Raw genomic sequence first — 23,090 nt, forward strand, 5'->3', positions numbered from 1 at the left:
GGGCGGATGGACCAGCAAGAGGGTGACGAGATCGTGGCGGGGGCGCGGCTCCGGGCCGCCCTGGTGGGCCACATCGAGGACACCGAGCCCGTACCGGACGAGGTGAGCGAGCGGGCGCGAGCCCTGTACGACCTGCCCCGAGATCAGGTGTAATCGGGGCAACACCCCTACCCGGGCATTCGGGTAGGGGTGCGGTGCGCCCCAGGCGTCGATCACCACCATACGGCCACCAAGGCCCTCCTGAACATGGCGAAAACCCCCGCCCACCCGAACTGGGTGGGCGGGGGTTGTTCGGGTTTGAGCGTGCCTTACAGGCTGTCGAAATCCCTGCCGGCGTGCACGCCGCGGCCCGGCTTCGGCTCCGCCGCCGACGCCGGGATCGACGTCTGCCGCACGAACAAGCCGAGCAGCAGGCCGACGAACGTCATCAGCGTCGCGGTCTGCGACGGAGACGCGTCCCAACCGAACGTGACCGCCAGCGACACCCCCGCCTGCAGCAGGCCCAGTACGGCCGCTTTGATGCTGCCGCCGTTGTCTGTGGCGCGGGTCGCGACCGCCATCCACACGCCCGCCGCGGCCAGCACGACGGCGTTGATGCCCGCGACCGCCGCCTCAGGCAACGGAATCCAGAATGCGGTGACGAGCTGGAGGCCCGCCGCGACGGTGGCGGCGACCAGTGCAGGCTCGCCGCTCAGCTCGCTGGTCCGAGTGGTTGTGACGTGGTTGGCCATGAGGTGCTCCCTAGTTCAGGTAGTAGCCGTTCTCGAACGACCAGGACTTCGTGGCCACCGTGGCGCCGCTCGCGTCCTTCAGGATCACGGCGTCCTCGACGTTGCCGAGGTAGTGGCTCTTGTAGCCGCACGCGCTCTTGTTGAGCGCGATCGTGTGCCAGGCGTTGTCAGTGCGGTCCACCGAGCCGCCGGTGTAGACGCGGATGTGCTCACCCGCGGGGAGCCACACGCCGTCGGTCTCCACCTCGGTGGTGTCCGGGTTGTCCGCCGTCAGGTGCTGGAACCGGCTGGCGCCCGACCCGGTCGCGAACACCGCCGTGTTGCAGTCGACCGCCTCCGGGTTGTCGCCGTGCTCCCGGTCGGCCCACGTGTCCTGCGTGGACCAGCCCTCGACGTTGACCGCGTGGCCGCTCACGTTGGTGAGGTCGATGTACTCCTTCCACGCGTTCGACGGCACGTCGGTGCCGTTCGCGTTGTAGCCGACCTTCCGGATCTCCAGCTCGCCGGCGACGACCACCGCGGCGGTCGTGGGCGTGGCGTCGGCCGGCGTCACAAGCCCTCCGAGCAGGAGGGCGAGCCCGGCCAGGACGCCGAGCAGTCTGGTTCGCATGAGGTGCTCCTCAGGGTGGGGGTGCCGTCGCGCACGGCATGAAAAAGCCCGGCACCAGGCCGGGCACGCGAGAGAGGGTTGCTTACGAGCGGTGCAGCAGCGCCTTGAACGCCGACGCGGTCTCCAGCACCACCTGACCGGCCGATGCGTGCCGGATGTTGACCCGGGCGCGGTTGGCCGGCCCGAGGCCGAACTGGGCGGCCAGGTTGACCTCGACACGTCCGTCGACGTCGGCGCGCAGCAGCGCGGGTCGTTCGATCGGCCACGCGACGTTCTGCAGCGTGCCGTCGGCGGCGTGCCGGGTGATGGCCACCTCGACCGGCTCGTCCGGGGCCAGGCCGCGCAGCGCCACGTACGCCACGATGTCGACCCACGTGGCGGTGTTGGGGGCGATGCTCTGTCCGCCGGACGGGTGCGAGCCCGCGGAGTCCTTCCACTCGGCGGTCCACCACGGCTGGAAGTCGGCGCCGGGCGGGACGACGACCTCGTCCTCCAGGCCCAGGCTCACGATCTCGGGCATGCTCTCCTCCGGTTCTTCGGGGGTCGGGGGCGGTGGCGCGGATGGCAGCGGGGCGCCGGCGCGCACCCACGCGTAGGTGGCCCCGCCGGGGCAGGAGGTGGCGTAGCCGTCCCTGTGCCCCTTGATCTCGGAGCCCGCGCCGCCGTGCTCACGCAGGTACGTACGGGCGGCGTGGAACGCGCGCTTCATCGCGTCGGTGGGTTCGATCACGCCTGAGGTGCCGACCAGCAGCAGGATCGCGTAGTGGCCGGAGTTCAGGCCGGGCCCGTTCGCGGCCGGGAGCACGTGCGGGCCGCGCCCGATCATCGCCCGGTCGTGGTTGCAGACGACCATGCTGTAGCCGATGTCGGACCAGCCGTTGCCGGTCATGTGGCCGCGCTGGATGCCCTTCACGGCCGCCCTGCAGGCGTCGTGGTCGTCGAGGGTGCGCGGATCCGCCCGGCCGCCCGTGTAGTGGGCTTTCACGCCCTTGGCCGAGCCGAGGTAGGTCGTCGAGCGCGGCCGGGCGGCGTCCCAGGACGCGCGAGACTCGATGATGGTCAAGGTGTCTCCCTGCGGTAGGCGAGCTTGAACTCGGCGAGGGTGAGCTTCACGCCGGCGGGCGCGTTGTGCTTCACCATCAGCCCGATCGGCGTTCCCGGGTGCACCCAGATCGCCCAGCTCTTGGCGATGTACTGGCCGCCCGGCGTGATCGCCCGGTCCTCCGTGCACGTCGAGTCGTAGCCAGTGGACAACGACAGCGGGTCGCGGACGAAGCGGTCGCGCAGCTCGGTGTAGTCGTCGGCCTCCCAGTACAGGAGGGCGTACAGGTCAGCCCAGGCGTCGTGCGCCGGCCAGATCAGGCCGGACCGCGGGTCGGGGTAGGCGGAGGTCACGCCGTCCGGCTGGGCCGGGTTGTGCATGCCGTGCGGGTCGTACGACTCAGTCCCGTACGGGAAGCGCACCAGGTAGTAGTCAGCGCCGGTGGCGGGGATGGTCTGCGTGTTGGCCAGCAGACTGCACACGTAGTCGCCCATCGATCGTTCCCTCAGGTCGGTTCACATCGGTAGTCGGCCGAGCCGTTCTCGACCGGACGGCACACGTACTCGACGCCGAGCGAGGTAAACGTCCACGACTCCGGTAGCGGGCCAGGCTCGCCCCGCGGTCCTTGCTCGCCCCGCTCGCCTTGCTCTCCTTGAGGTCCGCGTTCACCGGGTGGCCCGCTCGGGCCGGCGGGCCCCGACGGGCCGGGCGCACCAACTGGGCCTGCCGGACCTGACGGGCCCGGCAGTCCCTGAGCGCCGTCACGTCCCGGGCGGCCCTGCGGCCCGGCCTGCCCTTGAGGTCCTGGCGGGCCGGGGATGCCCTGCTGGCCGCGCTCCCCGGGCGGGCCAGGCGAGGGCGAAACCAGCGGGGTGCCGCCCAGCCGCTCGACCTGCTCGACAAGGACCTGCCGGTCCTCCTCCGCCTGCCGCACCCGCTCTCCCAAACCGCTGATCTGGGCGGACACCCAGACGCCGAGCAAGACCACGACGGCCACGCCGACGAACAGCGGCCAGTTCCGGCGCACCGCGCGCACGTGGGTGCCCATCATGAGCCGCCCCTGGGCGCGAGCCACACCTGTACGGCGATCGTGAGCAGGATGAACACGGTGGGCAGCAGCCCCGAGTAGATGATCTGGCGGAGGTTGCTGCCGCGCTTCTCCTCGCGCTTCTCGTCGGCGGCCTCCAGCCGGATGACCGCGTTGTCGAGGGCGCGGCGCACCTCCTCCACATCCCGCTCCAACTCGGCGAAGCGCCGCTCAGACAATCGCTGATCCGCCAGGTACTCGGTGCGTTGCACGAGCTGGGCGAGCATCGCCATCACCCCGTCCAGGCGGCGCCACAGCTCGCCAAGGGTCGGTTCATCGGCCACATCGCCCCCTCGCCGTTGTGGGAACGGGTGCCGCCCGCGCTCCCAGGGCGGAGCAGACCCGCGCGGGCGGCACGATCACTGACGGGGCCCTCCCGGTTCCACGCCGTCCGTCACCAGCAGCACCTTCACCAGGAACTCGCCCGCCGCCTCATGCTCCGGCGTCTGCACGATCTCGGCGCTGAGCGGCCGCCCCAGGCCGCGGGCCGCCTCCAGCGCGGTGTCCATCGCCTCCTCGTACGGCGTGGCCGCCGGGAAGCCGTGCTTGTAGATGTGGCCCAGCACCGCCTTCTCCGCGGCGAGCGCGTCGGCCAGCGCCTCCACGTCGGCCTGCCTGCCGACGTCCACCGGGCGGCCCCGCCGAAACAGCCGACGCGGGCGGGCACTGGCCTGGCCGCCGACTCGCAGCACGTTCGCGACCACCTCATCCGGTGTGCCGGGGCGGGCGGACCTCCGGCCGGGCAGGGCCAGCTTGTCGGGCACGGTGCGGCCTCCTACGTGGTGAGACGCCGGATCGTCAGCAGCGACCCGGTCTTGACGATCGTCGGCGTGGCCGTGCTGGCGAGCTGGGCCCACCTCAGCCGCAGGAAGCCGCTGTTCGAGCCGACCCGCAGCACGCCCTTCGGGACCGCGATGACGAGGATGCCGGCGCCGACGGTGCCCGGCGAGCTCGAACCGGAGCCGACCTGCCGGGTGCGGGAGATGATGTCCGTCGAGCCGGTCACGCCGGAGCCGAGCGCGTCCGACACCCACGTCCACGTCGATCCGGACGGGAAGGACCAGCCCAGCTGCAGGTCGCCGGACGGGTTCGCGGCGCCCTCGTAGATGAGGTGGGCCTGCACCCAGTACTCGGTGTTCGCGGCCACCGACAGGAACAGGTGGTTGTCGTCCTGCAAGGTCGTGCTCGACGCCACGGACTCGTCGGCGGTTTTCAGCCGGAACGCCTGCTGCAGCGGGTACCGGTTCAGGTCGGCCGCGTCCGGCACCTCTCCGGAGCCGAACGTTTTGATCGGCATCAGTCGGTCAACCGCCTCAGAATCAGGATGGATTCGGCGCGCACCGTGGTCGCGCCCGGGTCGGAGGCCAGCTGCGCGAACCGGAACCGGAACGTGCCCGCGCTGCCGCCGGTGATGAGCACACCGCGCGGGATGCAGGACACGATCACGCCGGTGCCGTTCCCGCCCGGCGCCGGCGTGTTGCCGAGCGTCTGATAGGAGCGCGACACCGTGTCCACGCCGGAGGCCGAGGATGCGCTGCCGAACCCGTCGCTCACCCACTCGAACGATGTGCCGCCCGGCCCGGACCAGCCGATTTTCAGGTCGCCCGCCGTCGAAGCCGAGTAGAGGATCAGCGCGGTCACCCAGTAGACAGTGTTCGCGTCCACCGGCACGAACAGGTGGTCATCGTCCTGCATGGTGGTGGACGACACGACCGACTCGTCCGCCGTCTTCAGCGCGTGCACCTGCTGCATGAAATGCCGGTTAAAGTCGGCCGCGGTCGGCCGGTCACCGTCGGAGAACACCTTGACGGGCATCGCTACTCCGTCAGCCTCTGTGCGATCAGCAGCGAGTTGGTGCGCACGATCGTGCCGGTCGCGTTCGCGTTCACCTGCGACCACTGCAACTGCAGGTTCCCGGCGGTGCCGGCGACGTCCAGCCAGCCCTCGCCCGGGACGATCGTGTTGGTGCCGCCGCCCGCCGAGCCACCCGCCGCGGTGCCCACGAGGGTCTGGTCGCGGTAGAAGCGCGACACCCGGTCGATCGTGGTGGTGGCGTCGGTGTGGAGGCCGCCGTGCGTCCACCGGAACGTCGAGCCGGCCGGGACCAGCCACTGCATCTTGATGTCCGCGGCCTGCGGCGCGTCGTAGATGAGGAAGAATTCGACCCAGTACCTCGTCGAGGCGAGCACCGGCACGAACAGGTGGTCGTCGCTGTTGAAGACGTTGGAGTTGGTGACCGTCTCGTCAGCCAGCTTGCGGGCGTGCACCTGCTGCACGAAGTACTTCATCACGTCGGCCGCGAACAGCACCTCACCATCGGTGAACTGGCGGAACGACATCAGTACGCTAGCCCGTTCTCGCCGATCACGCCCAGGACGGGGTGGCCGAGCGTCAGGAAGCTGCCCACCTTGTCAGCCGACTGCAGCACCCACTTGGTCTCCCAGCGCGGCTGGTTCTTCGGGTCGCCGCGCATGGTGTGCTCGATGCCGCGGATGAACACCTCCCGCACGATGTCCTCGGTCGCGCCGACGGGCCGCCGCTCCCCGATGATGCGGTCGCCGATCTCGCGGGCGAGGATCTGTGGGAACAGCGTCTCCGGGTCGTCCTCGGAGATGATGAGCATCTCGTTGAACCGCAGCTCCGGCTCCTTGGCCAGGTACAGCAGCCACGACGCCCACGACTGCGCTTCTGCGTCGGTCTGCATGAGCAACTCGCTGCCCGGCTCGAACGTGCGGGTCCGATACTCGTCGATGCTGTCCTGGTCACTGGCCGTCTGCTCGACCCCGCCGGCCCGGGTGGCGCGCACCACGTTCGCCATCTGCTGGCGGGTGTAGGCGATGTCGACGTGGTGGTAGGGCAGCCGCCCGGCCGCGGCGCCGCCGGAGCCGAACCGGGCCTGCGGCGTGATGCTGCGGTCCTCCGTGAGCAGGGCCTGCCGGTTGCGGAACACCACCTTGCCGCCCGCGTCCTGGTACAGCTCGCCGATCTCCGTGTCGGCCACGAGCTGCAACTCCGCGAGGCCGTTGCCCTCCAGCGTGGTGGCCTGCAGGGTGGAGTTGCCGACCGCGATGTCCCGGTCGGCAGCCGGCCAGTCGATGGAGTCGAGGATGCGCTCCACCCGGGCGCCGGAGTCCTCGCCGGCGCCGACCGCGGCCACCGCCGTACGGTCATTGTCGGCCAGCACCGACAGGCCGTCCGTGCACGGCACCGTCACCTCGGAGTCGTAGTTGCCCTTGAAGTCCACCAGCCAGTCGTCCACAAAGCCCTGAAACAGCGGGAACGTGAAGCTGGACGGCCGGGTGGAAGAGGAGTTGTGCGGGGTGCCCGTCCACGAGCAGGCCGGCTGAGAGCCGTCGCAGTACGGGCTGGCCGTGCTGCGCTCCTCCGCCTGCACGGCGTCGACGTAGGCGACCACCTGCCCGTCGGAGTGCGTGTCGTCCGTCCACACCTGGATTTGGATGTTGTCCAGCGGTGCCGTGAGCGTGGCGGTGCGGGACACCCGGAACCAGCTCTCCGCGGCCAGGCCGATCGTGGGAACGAACTCGAAGCTGACGCCGTCCGCGCCGATCACCACGCCTTCGATCTTCGGGAACGACGCGGCCGGGATGTAGACGTAGGCGCTGATCGTGACGGTCTCGCCGGTCGTCGCCCCACCGGCCACGCCGGACGCCGTCGCCGAGTAGAGGTTGAACGGTGGGTTCCCGGCAAGGCGGCGCAGTTCGAGCGCGTAGCCGCCGAACCGGGACACGTCGGGGACTCGCGCGACGGCGGTGGTGGCCGCGCCTGCCCACCCGGTCAGACCCTGCTCGAAGCTGGGATTCTGGACCAGGTTCGTGGTCGGCGTGAACGGCAGCGACGCCCGCACGCGGATCGGCCGCATCGGCTTGACCCGGGTCGCTGAGCCGCCGCCCACACTGGTCAACTGCTTGGCCGCCAGGCTGGCCGTCGTGAAGCCGCCCGACTGGGTGTCGGCGCGCTCCTGCCAGCCCTCCACCTGCGGCGGCGTCCACGTCGCGCCGGACGCGTCGCCCCACGCCCCGGCCGCGACCCGGATTTCCAGGTCGTTGGCGGCGTGCGGCGTCGTCGCCGGGGTGTTCATCACCTTCGCGCCCGGGTTCGACTGCGAGGCGACGATCTCGAAGGAGGACGTGTCCCAGTTGCGCACGGCCACGACGAACGCGACACCGTCGGCGCCGGAGTTCTGGCTGATCCCGTACGTGGCCGGTTCGGAGCCGCCCGCCGTCTTGGCCCACACCTTCGCCGACAAGGTGCCGTCACCCTCCGATCGGCTCGCGATCGGGCTACCCCAGGACGCCCCGCCGGTCGGGTTGCCGATGTCGGCGACCGCTCCGATGTCGGCGAAGTGGATGAGCAGCAGGCGGTGGCCTGACAGCGTGCCGGCCGGTTTGGCGATGGTGGACGAGCCAGTGGTGCCGGTCGCCTTCGAGCTGACGTTGACGATCTCCGCCTGCTGGCCGGTGGCGCTCTTGATGTCGATCGTCCAGCCCTGGCCGAAGTCCTGGGAGACCTGGCAGGTGAACTGCAGAACACCGGAATCGGAGGACGCCCCTTCGACGTACGGGCCGGACAGGTGCGTCGGGTCGAAGCGCCGGTCCCGGTTGTCCAGGATGATCTCTGCGGTGCCGGGGTCGTAGCGGACCAGCGGCGAATCGGCGCGGCGGGCGCCGCGCTGCACGCTCACCCCGCGCAGCCACGGCGAGATGTCCGTCCACGTCGGATCGGTGAACATGCACTCGACGACGATCTGCGGGTAGAGCGGCTCGGCCATCTACTTCGGGAACCTCGCGCCGGAGCCGCGCTGGTAGTCGGTCAGCAGCTCGTGCAGCTCCCGCGCGACCGCGCCCTTGTGGTAGGAGGTCGGCACGTTGATCGTGGCGTGGATGTGCACCTCCGCGAGCCGGGATCCTTGCTGCATCTGCTGCTTGGTGAACACGTACTCCGGCTCGCGCAGCCCGTTGAACCCGAACGTGCCGGGCTCCCACACGCCGCCGTTGTCGAACTTGGCCAGGCCGTACCGCCTGCTGAACAGGCCGTTGTCGGCGCCCCGCGCGGCGCCGCCGATGACGACGCCGCGGGAGCCGCGCGACTCGAAGTTGAGCCGGCCGATCGTGCCCGCCATGTGCCCGACACCCGCGTCCGTCACGCCGACCCGCACCGCCGACTTGCGGTTGCGGACGTAGCCGCCGGGCCCGGAGCGGGAGCCGAAGCTGTGCGTGGTGAACAGGCGTCGGTGCGGGTACCGGCCTTGGATCACGTTCGTCAGCGCAGACCAGGCGCCCGAGCAGTCGTAGCCGCGCGGGCCGACGCCGCCCCAGATGTACGGCTTGCCTGCCTGCGCCCGCGCCCACTTCGCCGCCTTCTGCACGCCGGGCCCGCCCAGGCTCACCTCGTTCAGCTTCTTCGTGATCTTCTGGGCTGCCGCCCACGCGACCTCGCCCACCTTGCGGTTGTAGCGGGCCATCGCGCCCGGGATCTTGCCGAAGTCGTGGAACGAGTGCTTGGAGATGATGCCGCCGTCGGCGAAGAACGCGCCCTCGCCGCCCATCCTCTGCGGGCCGACACCACCCGCGAGCATCCGCTTGACCGCCGGGACGCCGCCGCGGCGGGCAGCGGCGTTCATCTCCTCGACCGTCCGGGAGCCGACCGCCCGCGTCCACTCCGGCCGCATCACGGCCTCACCGCCGGACAGGCCCAGGACGCCGCCGGTCGGGCTGACGAAGGTGTGCACGTCCCTGCCCGGGGTGAAGCCGGGCAGCACGCCGCCGGTGGCCCACAGGGACGCCTTGACGCCGCCCGGCAGGCTCACGGTGCCGTCGGCGTTGACCCTGATCGTCACCGTCTTGTTCTTGATCCGGCCGGTCGCCGCGTTGATCTCGCCCGGCATGGTCACGTAGCGGCGGATCAGCCTGTCGATCTCCGCCCGGGACAGGCCCGACTGGCGGAGCACGCTACGCAGCTTGTCGATGTGCCGCTGCAGCGCCCGATTCGCCGTATCAGCCGAACGGCCTTCCTTCACCAGCTTGTCGGCGTGGTCCACGGCCGCCCTGATGAGGTCGATGACAGCGCGCTGGTTGTCGCGGCCCGCCTTCGTGTTCACGTTGAACTTGCCGGTGCGGCTGTCCAGCGCGGCGCCGTTCCGCTTGAACGACCCCGTCAGGTCGTCGATCTTGTCGCGGAAGTCGAGCGCGGCCGTGTCCGCGTCCGCCGTCAGCGACCGGAAGCGGCCCAGCCGCACATTCAGCTCACCCACCTCGGCCGACGCCTTGTCCGCCGACCGGCCCACCCCGTCCATGCCGGAGGCCACCCGCGCCGACGACTCCACCACGCCGCCCGACGCGGCCGTCATCTGCCGGTACCGCTCCCGCGAGTCGCCCAGCACCTCGTTCTGCCCCGACAGGGCGTCCCGCAGCTTCCGGGCCGCGTTCGAGTTCTCGTCCGAGATGACCGACATGGCCATGGCGGCGTCGCCGGCCGTGTTCGTGTCGAGGATGTTGCGCTGGACGACGGCGTTCACCCGCTCCTGCGCCGGGGCGTACCCGAGGGCCGCGTCGGTCACGTCCCGCACCGCGATGCCGAGCCGTTCCGCCGCCTTGTATGCGCCCGACGTCTGCAGCGCGTCCTTCACCGTGGCGATGGCCCGCTCGTCGAGCACGCCCTTGTTCTCCTGGAGCGCCCGCGTCAGCTCCTCCACCTGGGCTTCGGCCTGGTTGTTGCGGGTGGCGAAGAACCCGAGCGCGGTCGCGCCCGCGGCCAGGGCGAGCCCCCACGGGCCGGTCAGCAGACCCGCCGCGGCGCCGAGCGCGGTCCGCGTCTTGGTCGCCGCCGTGCCGAGCACCGCCATCGGGCCGCCCGCCGCCGCCACCGACTCCCGCATCCGCTGCACACCCGAGGCGACATGCAGACCGGCGGACGCGACGCCACCGAGCTTGCCCGCCAGCGGGCCGATGATGAGCGCCAGCGCCAGCCCCTGTGTCACCACGTCCCGGATCGGGCCAGGCAGAGACGTGAGAAGGTCGGCTACCAGTCCGAGCGGGCCAGCCACGAGCGGCAGAACAGCCCCCACATCGGCGGCCACATCCCGGAGCAGGGCGAACATCTCGGCCATCTTGCGCTGCCCCTCGACGGAGCCGGCCCACTTGGCCGCCTGCGCGGTCAGCCGCTCGACCGTGTCGAGCACCCCGTCACCGGAGGAGTCCATCTGCCCGAACGCGGACACCACGACCCGCCCGATGTTGAGGCCGATCCGGCCAAGCTGGGCAAGCGTGTCCCCGGCACGGTCCACCGTGCGGTCGAGCATGGCCGCGCCGCGCTCGGACGTCAGGAAGGCGCTCGCGGCCTTCACTCCGTTGACAGCCCACGACGCCATCCGCTCGGCGAGCGGCAGGCTCGCCACCGTCAGGGACGTGACACCGGCCAGCGCCGGCCGTACGGCGCCGCCGAGCTGCGTCATGATGCGGGAACTGCTGGCGAACACCTTGTTGGCCGCGCCCCGCGCCATCGGCGTCTTCCCGAACGCCAGCGCCTCCCGGGCGCCCAGGTTGAAGCCGGACGCCACACCGAGCATGCCCGTCTTGATCTCGGGGAGCAGGTTGTTGGCCACCGGCGTCATCTCGCGGTCCAGCCCGGCGAACATGCGCTGCTGCACCGCCCGCTGGATCGGGTCGAAGGCGCCCTTCAGCCCGGCCGCCGACTTGACGAACGCCCGCGCGCTTGGGGACAGCTTGGCCAGCGACTCCTCCAGCGCCGCGGCGTCGCCCTCCGCCACCGCAGTCATGGCCTCGCCCATGCCGAGCACACCAACCTTGAAGGTGGCCGCCGCGGCCTGGCCGGCGGCCAGCGCCCCCGGCATCGCCGCCACCGCGCCGGCCGCGGGCAGCAGGGCGGCGGTCAGCGCGGTGGCGGACCCGGCCAGCGCCGTCAGGCCGGCGCCCATCGCGGCCTTCCGGCCGACCGAGCCGAGCCGCTTGTCGATGTCGCGCAGCGCCCGATCGGCCTTCTTCAGCCCGGACTCGTTGAGGTCGATCCCGAGGACGATCCGCAGGTTACGGAGCAGCGCCACCCGCAGCCTCCTCTCCGTCGAGCGGCCGCACATCCCAGCGCGGCATGAAGTGCTTCACCTCGAACGGCCGGGTGTCCTTGCCGCGGAACGTGTTCGCGAGCTGGGCCGCGATCACCGCAGCGGCCCGGTCCACACGCGCCTCAACGCTGACCGGGCCGTACAGGTGCTCGTACGCCTCCCACTCGGCGAGTTCGCGGGCGCTGATCCGGCGCAGCATCTGCTCGACCGGCATGCCGAACGCGAGCGCTAGCCGGAAGTACCGTTGGCGCTCGGGTCGTCGCCGAAATCCTCGACCAGCTCCTTCACGTCCTCCTCCGCCAGGCCGGACAGGCGCATCGCGACCGGGGTGAGCTGGGTGAGGATGTAGGCGGGCATCTGGGAGACGCGCAGCACGTCGCGCGGCTCGAAGTACGGCAGGCCCTCCTCCGTGATCGCGGAGCGGACGATGAGCAGGGCCATGGTGTGCTTGGACTGGGTGCGCCGGTTGCCGCGCTGTTCGATCACCTGGTCCTGCCACTCGTTCACCTGCTCACCGGTCAGGCCGCGCAGCCGCATCCTGCCGAGCAGGCTCCCGTCCGGGTGGCGCAGCTCCACATCCTCCTCCGGGCAGCGCACCTGCCACAGGGCGTCCTTCGAGATCAGATCCACGGGTGCTCCTTACTGGGATGCGCGCTATGCCGGGATGACGACGTTCTGCGCGGGCTCGTCCGTGATTGCGAAGCTGATGACGACCATCGCCGCACCGTCCATGTCGAACGGCTTGCTGTGACTGGCGACGGTGTACGGGAACACGTCCATCAGCCGCCCGGCCACGTCCTGCGCGTCCATGCGCAGCATGAAGCCCGTGGCCAGCTCCGGCAGAAGCTGCCGGGCGTCCACCCCGGCCCGGTTCAGGTAGGTGGTCAGGCTGGAGTCGGCCGCCTCCTTGCTACCGGGGATCTTCGGCGTGAAGCGGCGGTTCGGGTTCGGGATGTCCACGAAGTTGCTGGAGGTCTCCCAGCCGTCCCAGTCGTTGACAATCTCCGTGATGTCCGTGCCCGAGTTGATCTCAGCCCGGGTGACCGCCGCCTTGTTGCCGACGGTGGCCACCACGATCCACTTGATGTTCTCGCGGGTGTAGTACGGCGTGAACGTCGCGATCGGCGTGGCAGGCATCTACTCGCCCTCCTCCTTGCTGCTGGCCCGCCGACGCCGCGGCGGCTGGTCGTCGGTGTCCGGTGACGACGAAGCCCCGGCGTCGGCCGGGGCCCCGTCGGAGGACTTCTCGTCCGTCGGAGGATCCTCAGGCGGGTACGCCGCGGCCACCACCCGGTCCGCCTCCGCGCGCTCCACGCCGGCCGCCAGGAGAACCTGCCGGACCTCCTCCCGCCTGTCGGGAGGGTCGGCCAGACGCCAGCCCGCGCGCACGTGATGGTGCTCGAACGCCGAACGCGGCACCGACACGGTGCCCTCGACGTCCGGGTGGGTCATCTCCACCATGTCCAGATCAGCCATCGCGTCCACCCTTCCTACGAGGCCGCGCCGACGATGACCACGTCGTACGTGACGGGCGTGCCGGCGGCGCTGTTCACCATGTCGATCAGGTCGCCGGTGCCGCCGGTGACCGCCACCCCGGCCGCGGTCGGGTCGTACCAGAAGAAGGCGCCGCCCGGCTTGACCGGGAAGCCGTCGCCAGCCGCCAGCGCCCACGGCACTCCGTTGGACGCTGGCCGGGTGACGTTGACGTTGTTGGTGTTGGCGGCTGCCGCGCGGACGAACAGGAACTTGATCCGGGCGAACGTCAGGTTGGCGCCAGCGAACGGGCCGGCCAACCCGCCCGCCAGGTCCAGCGAGTCGGTCGCGGACGCGGCGATGGTGCGCTTGTCATGCCAGATCATGTCGGCCTGGTTCGCGCCCGCGCCCTGCGCGAAGTTCATCTGCTGCGACAGGCGCAGCTGCGACGACGGGGTGGACAGGTCGAGCGGTGACGTGAGCTCGGCGGCGAGCTCCAGATACCCCTGCAAGCTGAATGCCATCGGTCCCTTCCGATCATTTGAAGCCGTGCTTGCGGGCCGCCACCTCGACGGCCGCCCCGATGTCCGCGTCGATCTGCGCCATCGCCTCCTGCGCCGCCGGCCACATGGACGGCCGGGCCCGCTGGTTCACCCACCGCCGCGCGCGCGGCACCGGGTGGCGGAACGTGCCCGGCTGGCCAAGGTTCTCCAGCGCCCGGATGTGCGGCGCCTTGCGCAGGTCGCCGACGAGCGTTACGCCTGGACGGCGTGCGCTGAAGGAGGTGGACAGCCGGATCGCGGGCGGGATGCGCTGGGAGTAGGCGGCCTTGGCCCGCGCCCGCACGAGGCCGTGTTCGCCCGCCTTCCGCATCGCCGGGCGGAGTTCCCGCCGCATGTCGGCGGGCAGGCCGTTCAGGTCGCGGATCAGCCGCCGCAGCTCGTCCGTGGAGGTGCGGGCCATCAGCGGACCGCCGCCCGAAACGTGAGCGCGTAGTCGAGCAGCGAGACGGCGGCGTCGTCCTCGAACCCGCCGTCGAGCTCACCCGACTCGACGCTGGAGAACATGACGCCGTCCACGCCGCGCAGCTCCCGGTCGGCGGCGAGCGCCCCCTCCAGCACGCCGCCGATCTCCGCCGCGCGGGCGTCGGTCTCCTCCACGGCGCCGCCCGGGTGCCGCACGTAGACGTGCACGTTGACGGTGAGCGTCTCCTCGTCGAAGCCTGGCCCCAGCCGCTGCCGGGCGAACCGCGACGACCCGAGGTAGACGGACTCCCGCTCGACGTCGCCCGGGAACGCGTACGACGCCTGCACCTGGGCGGTCGCGGGCAGCCCAGCGAGGGCCTCGGCGAGCCGGGCCAGCAGCGCCTGCTTCACCGCCGCGGCGCGCGTCTGCCGCGCGATCATCGTGGCCCGCCGTGGAAGAGGCTGTTCCAGGACGGGTCGAAGTTCAGCGGCCGGGACGCCGGCGTCGGCCGGTCACCGTCGGCGCCGTCCCCGCCTCCCGACCCGCCGCCACGGCCGTAACGCAGGTACGCGGCGTCCACCTCGGGGATTCCCGTCCGGTCCGCGCCCGCCGTGGCTAGCTCGTACACGCCACCCTCAGCGGCCGAGAACGACGTCGCCCGGTCCGGGATGCCACTGTGCGGCTTCGTGGCCAGCCACCGGAACCGCAGCAGCGCCGCACTCCGCAGGTCCGCGGGCGGAGCGTCAGAGCCGTACTCGTACTCCAGAACGACGTTGCCGACACCTTCCGTCCACACCCGGCCGTCGGTGCGTCGCAGCGTGCCGTCCCGCATCACCGCCAGCGCGGCCAGCTCTCCCGCCGACAACGCCACCGGCGGCTGCCCCGTGCGCGGGGCCACGCTCGCCGAGCGGACAGCACGCACACCGCGCAGCCGGATCCCAGCCCGCCACTCGTCGCCGCCGTCCGGCAGCACCATGTCGGGCGTTCCCGTGCCGTCCAGCAGCACCCGCCGGTAGCGGGGCACCCACGCCCGCTGCGTGATCCCCTCACACTCCTCCTCCACCTCCTGCCGCACCGCGGCCAGGCGTGCAGTCGGGTACTTGACGGTGTCCTTCAGGCTCGGGTCGGAGGCTCGGCCGTCGGCGAGGGTGAAGTAGAAGCCGCCCGCCACCTCCACCAAGTCGGCCACCTCCACCGCGGTCCCGGCGATCGTGGCGGACCAGGTCGCGGTCAACGAGCCGAGCTGCGCCTGGCCGGGCAGCACGAACGTGTAGCCCGTCCCCGCTGGCGTGGCGTCGCCGGACGCGACGTCGGCGCCGTTCGCGTCCGTCACTGTCACCGTCACGGTGGTGGACGATTCCTGCGGCTCCTCACCCAGGTAGAACCTCCGCTCCAGCGTGGCCGGGGCGCTGCGCAGCACCCGCGTCGTCGTCACCCCACGCACCTCCTCACCAGTCCGGACCTGACCGCACCGTCATCGATGCGTCCACGCCGACCTGTGCTCGGGCCGACGACTCCACTCCCGGCAGCAGGCCCGCGCCCGTGCCGAACATCCCGCCGATCTGCTCGTCGCCCGGGCCCGCGCTCTGCGCCGACGCGGTCATGGCCGCCGCCAGCAGCCCGTGCACCGGCTTGACGAGCGCCGCCTCCGCCGAGAGGGCCGCCGACGTCAGGACGGCCGCGCTGGCCGGGCGTACGGCCTCGCCTGCGCCGGATAGCGCGGCGGTCGCGGCCATCGCAGCCGCGCCCAGGTGGTCGACGTGGCCGGCCGCTGCCAGCGCGGCCGTGGCGATCGCCGTGGCCTGTGCCTCTTGCAGGCTCGACGCCGCCAGGTCCGCGGCCAGGCTCGCCGCGATCTGCAGCGAGGCCGCGACAGGCTTGGACGCAACCGAGTCCGCGGCCAGCGCCGCTGTGAACGATCCTGCGCCGGTCGCGGGCTTCGTCACGGACGCCACGGCGGCGAGTGTGGCGGACGCCGCCGCGGAGGCTGAGACGGGCTTGGTCGCCGCCGTCCCGGCCGACGTCGAAGTCGTGACCGCGGCGTCCGCCGGTGACGGCTTCGTCGCCGCCGCCGTGCCCGCCAGGGTGGCGGTGGTGGACGAGGCCGCCTGCGCCTCGTGCGTGGCCCCGGCGGACGTGGTGCCGATCAGCGCGCCCAGCCAGACGCAGCGCTTGTCGTTGCCAGTGCAAGTGCCGATCACGTCGCCAGTGGACCCGGCCGCCGCGAACGGTGCGTCGCAAACGGTGAAGACTCCGGCTCCGCCCTGAGCGCGCTTGACGAACCCGGCCGGGGACGGCGGGATCGTCCACGTGCCGCCGCCCCAGTTCGTGGCCGCCCAGACCAGCCGCCTGTCCGCGCCCGCCGTGGTGACGTCGACCGGCGGCGTGGCCGTCGAGTTACCCAGATCCTGAGCCGTGTCCGTCGGGCTGTCGAACGGGACGCCCGACGCCACCACGTCGTCGTACAGGCAAGCGATCGCCTCACGGTAGCGGGACGTCCCCCACGAGAACGTCCACGTGCCCGCCTCGGAGCCGCTCAGACGCTTCCAGAAGACGTGCAGGCTGTGAGCGCCCGAACCCGCCGCGATCTGCGACGGCGACCCCTCCGCCGCCTGGAACCCCGGCGCTGGCGTTACCGTGACGGCCGCCCCGTCGATGAACATGCTCACGACCGCGACCCTGCCCGCCGCCGTGCCGGACGGGATCGCGACCGGCGCGTTGGCCGCCGAGCCCTCCAGATAGGCGCCTGCGGCAACGAACGACGGCAGGGCCACGGCCAGCCCCTACGTCATGCCGCGATCGGGGTCAACGCCACCGTCAGCGAGGTCAAATTCAAGGTGTCGCCCGTGTTGACCGTCTTGGAGGAGGCCAGCGCCACCGAGAACAGGAAATTCCCGGTTGTGGCCGAATCCCACACGGAGATGTGGCTGACGACCTCGCCGTTCACGCCTGCCCAGTTCGACCACGACGGCGTGTTACTCGACGCCATCGACCCGCCCGACGCCGCCGCGAACGTCACCTCCGGCCGGGACATCACCGAGCTCGCGTTCGCGGTGCCCGCGCTGCCCGGGTCGCCGGTGTGCAGCTTGACGAACACGTTCGTCTTCGCCGTGAATGCGACGTTGCGCAGCAGGTTGAGCCAGCCGTTGGCCAGGTTGGCGGCGTGCAGTCCGACGGCCACTACTCCTCACCGTCCTGCCGCTCGACGTCCTCGACATGCTCGTCGAGCTCGCCCGCGTCGGCAGGCGGCCCGGCCTTGACCACTTCGGCCTCCGCCGTGATGACCAGGCCCAGCGTCACGTCGCTCATGTGCACCTCACCCGATCCGCACGCTGCCCTCGACGGCACCGGACACGACGTCCACGAAGACGCCGCGAACGGCCCTGGCGGGGCGCGGGTACATCACGTCCACCGACTCGTTCGCCGCCAGCGCGACCGCGGCCAGGATCGTGCCCGACGCCGCAGCCTCGTGGTCGTAGATGCGCACCACCGCGGCCGCCCCGGCAGTCTCTCTGACCGTGTAGCCGACCAGCACCGCCGCGCCGGCGGCGACGATCTGATCCGACCCCGTCAGCGGGATCGCGTGGGCCAGACCGCCCACGTCAGTTGCCCCGGGCGAAGATCTGCACGGTGCCGTCCGGCATGGCCAGGCCGGTGCCGGTGGTGAGCTTCTCGACGGTGAGCACGTCCCCAGCCGCCGCGTTCAGGTCGGCCGCCGTGGCGGACAGGGCCATGTTCTCGCCGACGAACGCGCTGCTGTTGCCGGACGCGTACGACCGCTGCGCCGCCAGCGCCGTACCGGCACCGGCCTGGCCGCGGTTCCTGAGCGTCAGCGTGAAGTAGTTGGTGCCGTTCGCGGTGATCGCCGCAGTCGGCACCCACTTCACCGCAGTGATGGTCATGTTGAACGGGGCGACCAGGGCGACGAACTCGTCCGCCGTGCCCCCGGTCGCCTGGCCGGCGACCGGGATGCTGAACACGTGATCGCCGCGCAGCTCCGAAACCTTCATCTGATCTTCCTTCTCGTGGTCGATGTGGAGCGGCCCCGGCCCGGCCCTGGAGGTGACGGCCGGGACGGGGCCGGGCTGCGGGAGCTACGCGGGCAGGCCGGCGTACATGCCGCGGTGGTCCAGGATCGTGCCGCTGTAGACGTGCCTGATCTTGATGGTCATCTTGTCGGCGTTGAAGACGCTGCCCTGGTTCGGGTCCGTCTGGGTCCAGAGCTCGGGGTCCTGCCGACCCTGGTAGAAGCCCACCTCGATCGTCGGCACCTCGTCCGGGGACGCGAACGCGTACCAGTTGTTGTCGTCCACCGTGAAGTACGGGATCTTGACGAGTTCCATGTCCTGATGCATGTTCGGCGCCGTGCGCGACTGCTCGGCGTCGTTCGTCGCGCCGCCCACCGACACCGCGCTGGTGACGAGCTTCCAGCCGACCGACTCCAGCGCGGGCGGCACCACCAGGATGCGCGGCGTCAGGTCCAGCAGCTCGGTGGTGTTGCCGTACTCCGTCTGCTCCGCCATCGCCACCCGCGCCGCGTCCAGCGACGTCTCCGACAGGGCGCTGGCGCTGGTGTTGCCGTGCGAGGCGTGGAACAGCGGGATGCCGTCGTAGGTGGTGACCGGGTTCGTCCGGATGAAGTCCCACACGAACCGGTACAGGGTCTGCGCGGCGGCGCGACCCAGCTTGGCCGGGATGTTGGAGATCGCCCGCACGTCGTCATTCGCGATCATCTCGAAGGTCAGATCCTCCGTCCCGCCCTTCTTGTTGATCGCGTAGGTCGCCTCTTCGTCCGGCGGCGACGCCAGCGGCGGGTACGGGGAGCCCTCGTTGACGATCGGCAGCAGGCCGTAACCGCCGACCCTGCCCACCCGCTGCGTCCGGAAGTCATTCACCGGCACGATGCTGGACACGATGCGCCGCCACGACTGCAGGTTCGGCTGCTGGTAGATCGCCATCATCCGCCGGGTGATGCTGTCACCCAGCACCTGCGCCCACGAGGCGGTGTTCAGCGACTCCTCCGACCGGTGCCCCGAGTCGTACAGGTCGCCGATGCACTCCCGCATGATCTTGCGGTTGATGTCGTCGCCCCACCCGCGCGGCTGGTAGCCGGTGAAGTCGATGTATGCCTGCTTGAAGCTGTGGTAGCCCTCGCTGTACCGCTTCTCGAAGAACGCATCCAGCGCGGCGACCTTCTTCTCGACGGACTCGCGCGTCACCTGCACCGTCGCGGTCTTCGGCGCCAGGTCGGCCCGCTCGATGATGGCCATCGCGGACTTCAGCGACGCCACCGCGGCGTCCACGTCCGCCTCGGTGATACGGTCCGGCAGCCCTTCCGCCAGCGACTCGACCACACTCGTCGGCAGGCCTGCGTCGTCCACCTTCGCCTTGATCAGCAGACGGCCGAGGAACCCGCCCTTCGGCTCCCCGGACGCCTCGACCGTCTTCACCGGCTCCGGGTCCGGCCCGGCCGGCTCCTCCGGCGGCTTGGCGCCCTCGTTCTCCTGCGCCGGGGCGGCCTTGGCCAGGCCCACCGCGGCCAGATCCTCGCTGCTCGCCTCACGCAGCGCGGCGAGGATCTCCTCCTTCGTCGGTGGCACGGCGTCCTCCTTCTCCTCCTGGGTTGCGGGCTCCGTGCCCGACTCTTGTGATCCCGGCTCGCCGCCCTCGTCCCCGGCGGCGACCATGCGCGTGGCCCGGCCACCCGCCGCCGGGTCAGCGACCAGGTCGGCGCTGTTGACACGGGTGATCGCGGTCGCCTCGTGCATGCGCTTCCCGCCGACCGTGATCTGCTTGTACATGGCGTACACGTCGTGCGATACGCCGATCAGCGGCTCCAGCCCCTGCTCCTGCAGAGAGAGCGTCGCGTCGAGCGCCTCCGCCGACCGGGCCGCCGACGGCAACAAATGCAGGTCCGCATACAGGCCGTCGCTCTCGGCGGTGACATCTCGGTAGTAGCCGACCAGGCCACGCGTGGTGGAGGTCTTCAGCTCCTTCTCGTCCCGGTGGCCGTCGTAGCACTTGGCGCCCTCGTACATGGGTGCCGCGACGCGCAACACGCTCTCCGGGTAGCGACGGCGGTTCTTCGAGTCTCCGTAGGCGATGACCCGCACCCGGAACTTGCGGACGCCTCCCGCGTCTGTGCCCAGGTTCTCGATGACCCGGCCCACGATCTGATCGTGCTGCTCGACCTCACCGGCCGACTCCACCGCCGGGGCCGGGTCGGCACCGGCAGGCTCACCAGCCGAACCGGACGGTAGCGGGGCGTACGTGCGCACCACCTTGGTCGGATCGCCCAGCGTCACCTCGCCGGCGGCGTTCACCTCGTACGAGCACTGGAACAGCTCGTCATCGCCGGACGCGTACACCACCTGCGAGCTGGTCAGGTCGGAGATGTACACCCACGCGTACGACATGCCGGAGGCCGCCCTGGCGCGCGCCTGCAGCGCCTTGCGCACGAGCTCGCGGGTGTCGTCGTAGGAGCGCTCACCGTCGATCATCGCCTCGGAGCTGGGCCCTGCCGTGTCCTCGCCGGACTCAGTGGTGCGCACTCCCAGGCTGCCCGGGTCGAACGTGTGCCCGCAGTTCGGACAGGTCAACTGGGCGACCTCCGGCATGGTTCCGTCCGGCGGCCCCGCCGCGGCGTAGAACGCGCCGGAAGCGGCGTCCTGGGAACATTCCGGGCACCGGCCGGGACCGCCGCACGCTTCCGGGTGAGGACCCGTCACGGCGTGCTCCCAGCCTTCTCCCGCAACCGCGCCACCAGCGTGCTGCGCGGCTTGTCCCGCGCCTCCTCCGCCTCCAGCGCGGCGCGAGCGCGGTCCGGGTCGTCGCCCACCCAGCCGAGCACATCGTCGACGGTCCCGTCCGGGACCTCGTCGTGGACGTCGTCCGGTTCCGGGTTCGCGAGACTCGGAACCGCCGGAGCGGGCGGCGCTGTGAGGACCTCGCGCTGCGCCGGATCCGGCAACGCCGAGGCATCCGGCGTCGCGTCGTCCCGCTCCGGCTCCTCCGGGTCCTGCCAGCGGCGCAGATGCTTGCCGCCCGGGTGGTCGTCGAACGCGAACACCCCGTCCGAGGGGGTGATCAGCCGCTCGCCGCCGGTGCTCATCAACGCCACCGTGCCGTGCTCGGTCTGCCGCACCCCGGACACCTCGTTCACGGCCACTCCGAGCACCCGGGCCGCCTCTTCACGCGTCATTTCCCATCTCCGTTCACCACGGCCAGCCGCGGGGACGGCGTGGCCTTCGAGTCGTCGATCGCCGTCGCCAGGTCGTCGGCGTTCGCTTCCGGGCTGTCCAGGTCGGCGTTGTACGGGATGCCGACGAAGTCTTCCCACGCCTTGCGCGCCGCCACGGCGCTCGCCTCCGCCGACAGGGCGCCGATCGCTCGCAGCTTCTCCAGACCGGTACTCAGGTTGAGCAGCACCTGCGCGGTGATCTGCGCGTCGGCCGCCGCGATCTCCGGGCCCGTCACCAGCACGGACTGCGCGGCCGGGATCTCGTAGCTCTGGCCAGTGCGCGGGTCCGTCGCATCCACCATGCGCGGCAGGCGTGCCGCGGCCACCGCCCGGTCGACCGCGAACCGCGTGAACTCGGTCTGGTAGCCGAGCCACACCTTCTGCACGCCCTGCACGCGCCGGCGCACCGGCTCCGCCATGGTGAGGCTGGTCGCGCGGTTGGCGTCTTCCGGGTCGGCCAGCCACGTGCGGGCCAGGCCCGAACCGCCGGCCACGAGGGTGAGGACACTGCGAGCGGCCACGCTGTCCTCTTCAGCGCCCGTCTCAGCGGTCTTGGCCTCCCACTTCACGGACTGGTTGTGCACCTCGACCGTGCCGGAGCGGGGCACATGCGTGCCGCCGCGCTGGGCGATGAAGTTGTTGACGGCGTCGTCGCCGCCCTCGACGGTCACGTCCCACACCAGGTACCGGGCGAGCGCCGTCCGGTCGATCAGGTTGCTGAGCACGGTGTCGTAGTTGTCCAGCCAGTCGAGCACCGGCGTCAGGAACGGCATCGACCGGACGTCGGTCTCGACGGTCTTGAACGGCGTCCAGAACAGGCAGCCCGACGTGGCCGCCCCGCCGCCCGCGCCGAGCGGCGCGTCCCGCAAGCCTGTCGCGTCGTCCACCGACGCGACCCGCAGCCGCCGCTGGCTGTCACCCGAGCCGATCACCACCGTCTCCGGCCACAGCGGGTTGCCCCGGTACAGCTGCACCTCGTTGATCGCTGACGGGTCCAGCGGTGAATACCTGACCACGCCCGAGCGTGGGCCCACCATCAGCTCGCGCAGCGTCTCCCCGTGCAGCAGGCAAGACCGCAGGCCCAGCTCCTGGCCCTGCCCGATCAGGTTGCGCGGGTCGTTCCAGAACTCCTCGACGACCACCCGGACCTGCGGGTTCGTCACCTGGAAGCTGACACCGGCGTCGCCGACGCAGAAGCTGATGTACGTGTCGATGATCGCTTTGGCCATCGGGTTGCTTCTGTACCCGGCAATGGAGAACTGCCTGGCGCGCTCCAGCGTCCACTCCGGCATGGCGCGGCCCGTACCATCCGCGCGGCGCCAGCCTGCCTCACCATCGACCGGATCCCAGCCCGCGCCCGTCGCGCCCGTGGCCACCAACTGCTGCGGGGACGCCTCCACCGACCGGCGGGCCGTACGGCGCGGCGGCGCGAACCAGGACCTCACCACGATCTCCCGATGCGCAGCCGACCCGCGAAGTACAGGCGCAGACGAGGAATCACCTCAAGGCACGCGAAACACGAGTCTCGCTGCAGGTCATACTCGTGCCGGAAGAATGTCCGGCGACATCCCCCGCACCTGTTCCTCGCAGCGAGAGCCCACCTCAAGCCGCCCTCACCGGCAGAGGCCGCCCCTTCTCCTCCTGCTCGGAGGTCTCTGCCGACATCCCGGCCATGTACGCCAGGCCGACCGCGAACACGCCGCCCAGCAGCAGCGACCACCACCACACGCCGGTCAGCCCGCCCACCGCCAGAGCGATGGCTACCAGGCCCAGCACGCCGGCCAGGTTCGACACGGCGCCCGCCGAGAAGCGGGGCAGCCTGATCCTGAGTTCCACGATCACC

At 71.2% G+C, this 23,090-nt stretch carries 30 protein-coding genes; 1 reads left to right on the forward strand and 29 read right to left on the reverse strand.

Translation table 11 applies throughout. The annotated features are described in order from the left end of the window. The first annotated feature begins 6 nt into the window (after positions 1–6). Positions 7–153 (forward strand): hypothetical protein, encoded by a 147-nt coding sequence (locus AB0I79_RS00245; RefSeq protein WP_357865269.1) that lies wholly within the window; start codon positions 7–9, stop codon positions 151–153. Positions 154–308: 155 nt separating this feature from the next. Here the strand turns inward: AB0I79_RS00245 and AB0I79_RS00250 are convergent, their stop codons facing one another. The 29 genes from AB0I79_RS00250 to AB0I79_RS00390 form a co-directional block, all read right to left on the reverse strand. Continuing rightward, complete coding sequence (locus AB0I79_RS00250; RefSeq protein ID WP_357865272.1) at positions 309–731, reverse strand: hypothetical protein; 423 nt, start codon at positions 729–731, stop codon at positions 309–311. A gap of 10 nt (positions 732–741) precedes the next feature. Beyond that, on the reverse strand, positions 742–1,341 hold the full coding sequence (locus tag AB0I79_RS00255; RefSeq protein WP_357865273.1) for a lamin tail domain-containing protein: 600 nt from the start codon (positions 1,339–1,341) through the stop codon (positions 742–744). A gap of 82 nt (positions 1,342–1,423) precedes the next feature. Next, positions 1,424–2,404: a peptidoglycan recognition family protein gene (locus AB0I79_RS00260; protein WP_357865276.1), complete on the reverse strand. Its 981-nt coding sequence runs from the start codon at positions 2,402–2,404 to the stop codon at positions 1,424–1,426. Beyond that, positions 2,401–2,877, reverse strand: a complete 477-nt coding sequence (locus AB0I79_RS00265; RefSeq protein WP_357865278.1) for a hypothetical protein — start codon at positions 2,875–2,877, stop codon at positions 2,401–2,403. Before AB0I79_RS00265 ends, AB0I79_RS00260 begins: the two co-directional genes overlap by 4 nt. Before the next feature lie 11 nt (positions 2,878–2,888). Next, positions 2,889–3,434, reverse strand: a complete 546-nt coding sequence (locus AB0I79_RS00270; protein WP_357865281.1) for a hypothetical protein — start codon at positions 3,432–3,434, stop codon at positions 2,889–2,891. Next, the gene (locus AB0I79_RS00275) at positions 3,431–3,754 is read right to left on the reverse strand and encodes a hypothetical protein (RefSeq protein WP_357865284.1); all 324 of its coding nucleotides are present in this window, start codon (positions 3,752–3,754) and stop codon (positions 3,431–3,433) included. The genes AB0I79_RS00270 and AB0I79_RS00275 overlap by 4 nt, the downstream gene beginning before the upstream one ends. Positions 3,755–3,829: 75 nt before the next feature. Then, entirely contained in the window at positions 3,830–4,234 is a 405-nt protein-coding gene (locus tag AB0I79_RS00280) for a hypothetical protein (RefSeq protein WP_357865287.1), read from the reverse strand. Positions 4,235–4,245: 11 nt separating this feature from the next. After that, entirely contained in the window at positions 4,246–4,767 is a 522-nt protein-coding gene (locus tag AB0I79_RS00285; protein ID WP_357865289.1) for a hypothetical protein, read from the reverse strand. After that, positions 4,767–5,285: a hypothetical protein gene (locus AB0I79_RS00290; RefSeq protein WP_357865292.1), complete on the reverse strand. Its 519-nt coding sequence runs from the start codon at positions 5,283–5,285 to the stop codon at positions 4,767–4,769. The genes AB0I79_RS00285 and AB0I79_RS00290 overlap by 1 nt, the downstream gene beginning before the upstream one ends. 2 nt (positions 5,286–5,287) lie before the next feature. Next, positions 5,288–5,809, reverse strand: a complete 522-nt coding sequence (locus tag AB0I79_RS00295) for a hypothetical protein (protein WP_357865295.1) — start codon at positions 5,807–5,809, stop codon at positions 5,288–5,290. Next, positions 5,809–8,259 carry a hypothetical protein gene (locus AB0I79_RS00300; protein WP_357865297.1) on the reverse strand — a complete coding sequence of 817 codons (2,451 nt, stop codon included), beginning with the start codon at positions 8,257–8,259 and terminating at the stop codon, positions 5,809–5,811. Before AB0I79_RS00300 ends, AB0I79_RS00295 begins: the two co-directional genes overlap by 1 nt. Next, positions 8,260–11,550 (reverse strand): hypothetical protein, encoded by a 3,291-nt coding sequence (locus tag AB0I79_RS00305; protein ID WP_357865300.1) that lies wholly within the window; start codon positions 11,548–11,550, stop codon positions 8,260–8,262. Beyond that, entirely contained in the window at positions 11,534–11,782 is a 249-nt protein-coding gene (locus tag AB0I79_RS00310) for a hypothetical protein (protein ID WP_357865302.1), read from the reverse strand. The genes AB0I79_RS00305 and AB0I79_RS00310 overlap by 17 nt, the downstream gene beginning before the upstream one ends. Before the next feature lie 14 nt (positions 11,783–11,796). Next, positions 11,797–12,198 carry a hypothetical protein gene (locus tag AB0I79_RS00315; protein ID WP_357865305.1) on the reverse strand — a complete coding sequence of 134 codons (402 nt, stop codon included), beginning with the start codon at positions 12,196–12,198 and terminating at the stop codon, positions 11,797–11,799. Between the two features lie 24 nt (positions 12,199–12,222). Next, entirely contained in the window at positions 12,223–12,705 is a 483-nt protein-coding gene (locus AB0I79_RS00320; RefSeq protein WP_357865307.1) for a hypothetical protein, read from the reverse strand. Then, entirely contained in the window at positions 12,706–13,044 is a 339-nt protein-coding gene (locus AB0I79_RS00325; protein ID WP_357865310.1) for a hypothetical protein, read from the reverse strand. 14 nt (positions 13,045–13,058) lie between these two features. Next, positions 13,059–13,565, reverse strand: a complete 507-nt coding sequence (locus AB0I79_RS00330) for a hypothetical protein (RefSeq protein ID WP_357865313.1) — start codon at positions 13,563–13,565, stop codon at positions 13,059–13,061. Between the two features lie 13 nt (positions 13,566–13,578). Then, positions 13,579–14,004 carry an HK97 gp10 family phage protein gene (locus AB0I79_RS00335; RefSeq protein WP_357865315.1) on the reverse strand — a complete coding sequence of 142 codons (426 nt, stop codon included), beginning with the start codon at positions 14,002–14,004 and terminating at the stop codon, positions 13,579–13,581. After that, positions 14,004–14,447, reverse strand: a complete 444-nt coding sequence (locus AB0I79_RS00340) for a hypothetical protein (protein WP_357865317.1) — start codon at positions 14,445–14,447, stop codon at positions 14,004–14,006. Before AB0I79_RS00340 ends, AB0I79_RS00335 begins: the two co-directional genes overlap by 1 nt. Continuing rightward, positions 14,444–15,442 (reverse strand): hypothetical protein, encoded by a 999-nt coding sequence (locus AB0I79_RS00345; protein ID WP_357865320.1) that lies wholly within the window; start codon positions 15,440–15,442, stop codon positions 14,444–14,446. Before AB0I79_RS00345 ends, AB0I79_RS00340 begins: the two co-directional genes overlap by 4 nt. A gap of 13 nt (positions 15,443–15,455) precedes the next feature. Then, on the reverse strand, positions 15,456–16,781 hold the full coding sequence (locus AB0I79_RS00350; RefSeq protein WP_357865323.1) for a hypothetical protein: 1,326 nt from the start codon (positions 16,779–16,781) through the stop codon (positions 15,456–15,458). Between the two features lie 14 nt (positions 16,782–16,795). Next, the gene (locus AB0I79_RS00355) at positions 16,796–17,188 is read right to left on the reverse strand and encodes a hypothetical protein (RefSeq protein ID WP_357865326.1); all 393 of its coding nucleotides are present in this window, start codon (positions 17,186–17,188) and stop codon (positions 16,796–16,798) included. Next, entirely contained in the window at positions 17,188–17,316 is a 129-nt protein-coding gene (locus AB0I79_RS00360; RefSeq protein WP_357865328.1) for a hypothetical protein, read from the reverse strand. Before AB0I79_RS00360 ends, AB0I79_RS00355 begins: the two co-directional genes overlap by 1 nt. A 7-nt stretch (positions 17,317–17,323) precedes the next feature. Next, positions 17,324–17,608: a hypothetical protein gene (locus AB0I79_RS00365; protein WP_357865330.1), complete on the reverse strand. Its 285-nt coding sequence runs from the start codon at positions 17,606–17,608 to the stop codon at positions 17,324–17,326. 1 nt (position 17,609) lies between these two features. Next, entirely contained in the window at positions 17,610–18,017 is a 408-nt protein-coding gene (locus tag AB0I79_RS00370) for a hypothetical protein (protein WP_357865332.1), read from the reverse strand. Positions 18,018–18,101: 84 nt separating this feature from the next. After that, positions 18,102–20,735, reverse strand: coding sequence for a Mu-like prophage major head subunit gpT family protein (locus tag AB0I79_RS00375; protein WP_357865334.1), 2,634 nt, complete (start codon positions 20,733–20,735; stop codon positions 18,102–18,104). Continuing rightward, complete coding sequence (locus AB0I79_RS00380) at positions 20,732–21,208, reverse strand: hypothetical protein (protein WP_357865336.1); 477 nt, start codon at positions 21,206–21,208, stop codon at positions 20,732–20,734. The genes AB0I79_RS00375 and AB0I79_RS00380 overlap by 4 nt, the downstream gene beginning before the upstream one ends. Then, the gene (locus tag AB0I79_RS00385; RefSeq protein ID WP_357865339.1) at positions 21,205–22,692 is read right to left on the reverse strand and encodes a hypothetical protein; all 1,488 of its coding nucleotides are present in this window, start codon (positions 22,690–22,692) and stop codon (positions 21,205–21,207) included. Before AB0I79_RS00385 ends, AB0I79_RS00380 begins: the two co-directional genes overlap by 4 nt. A 157-nt stretch (positions 22,693–22,849) precedes the next feature. Continuing rightward, on the reverse strand, positions 22,850–23,083 hold the full coding sequence (locus tag AB0I79_RS00390; protein ID WP_357865341.1) for a hypothetical protein: 234 nt from the start codon (positions 23,081–23,083) through the stop codon (positions 22,850–22,852). Positions 23,084–23,090: the final 7 nt, after the last annotated feature.

Origin of the sequence: Nonomuraea sp. NPDC050202 (assembly GCF_040656115.1) — a bacterium.
Taxonomy (GTDB): Bacteria; Actinomycetota; Actinomycetes; order Streptosporangiales; family Streptosporangiaceae; genus Nonomuraea.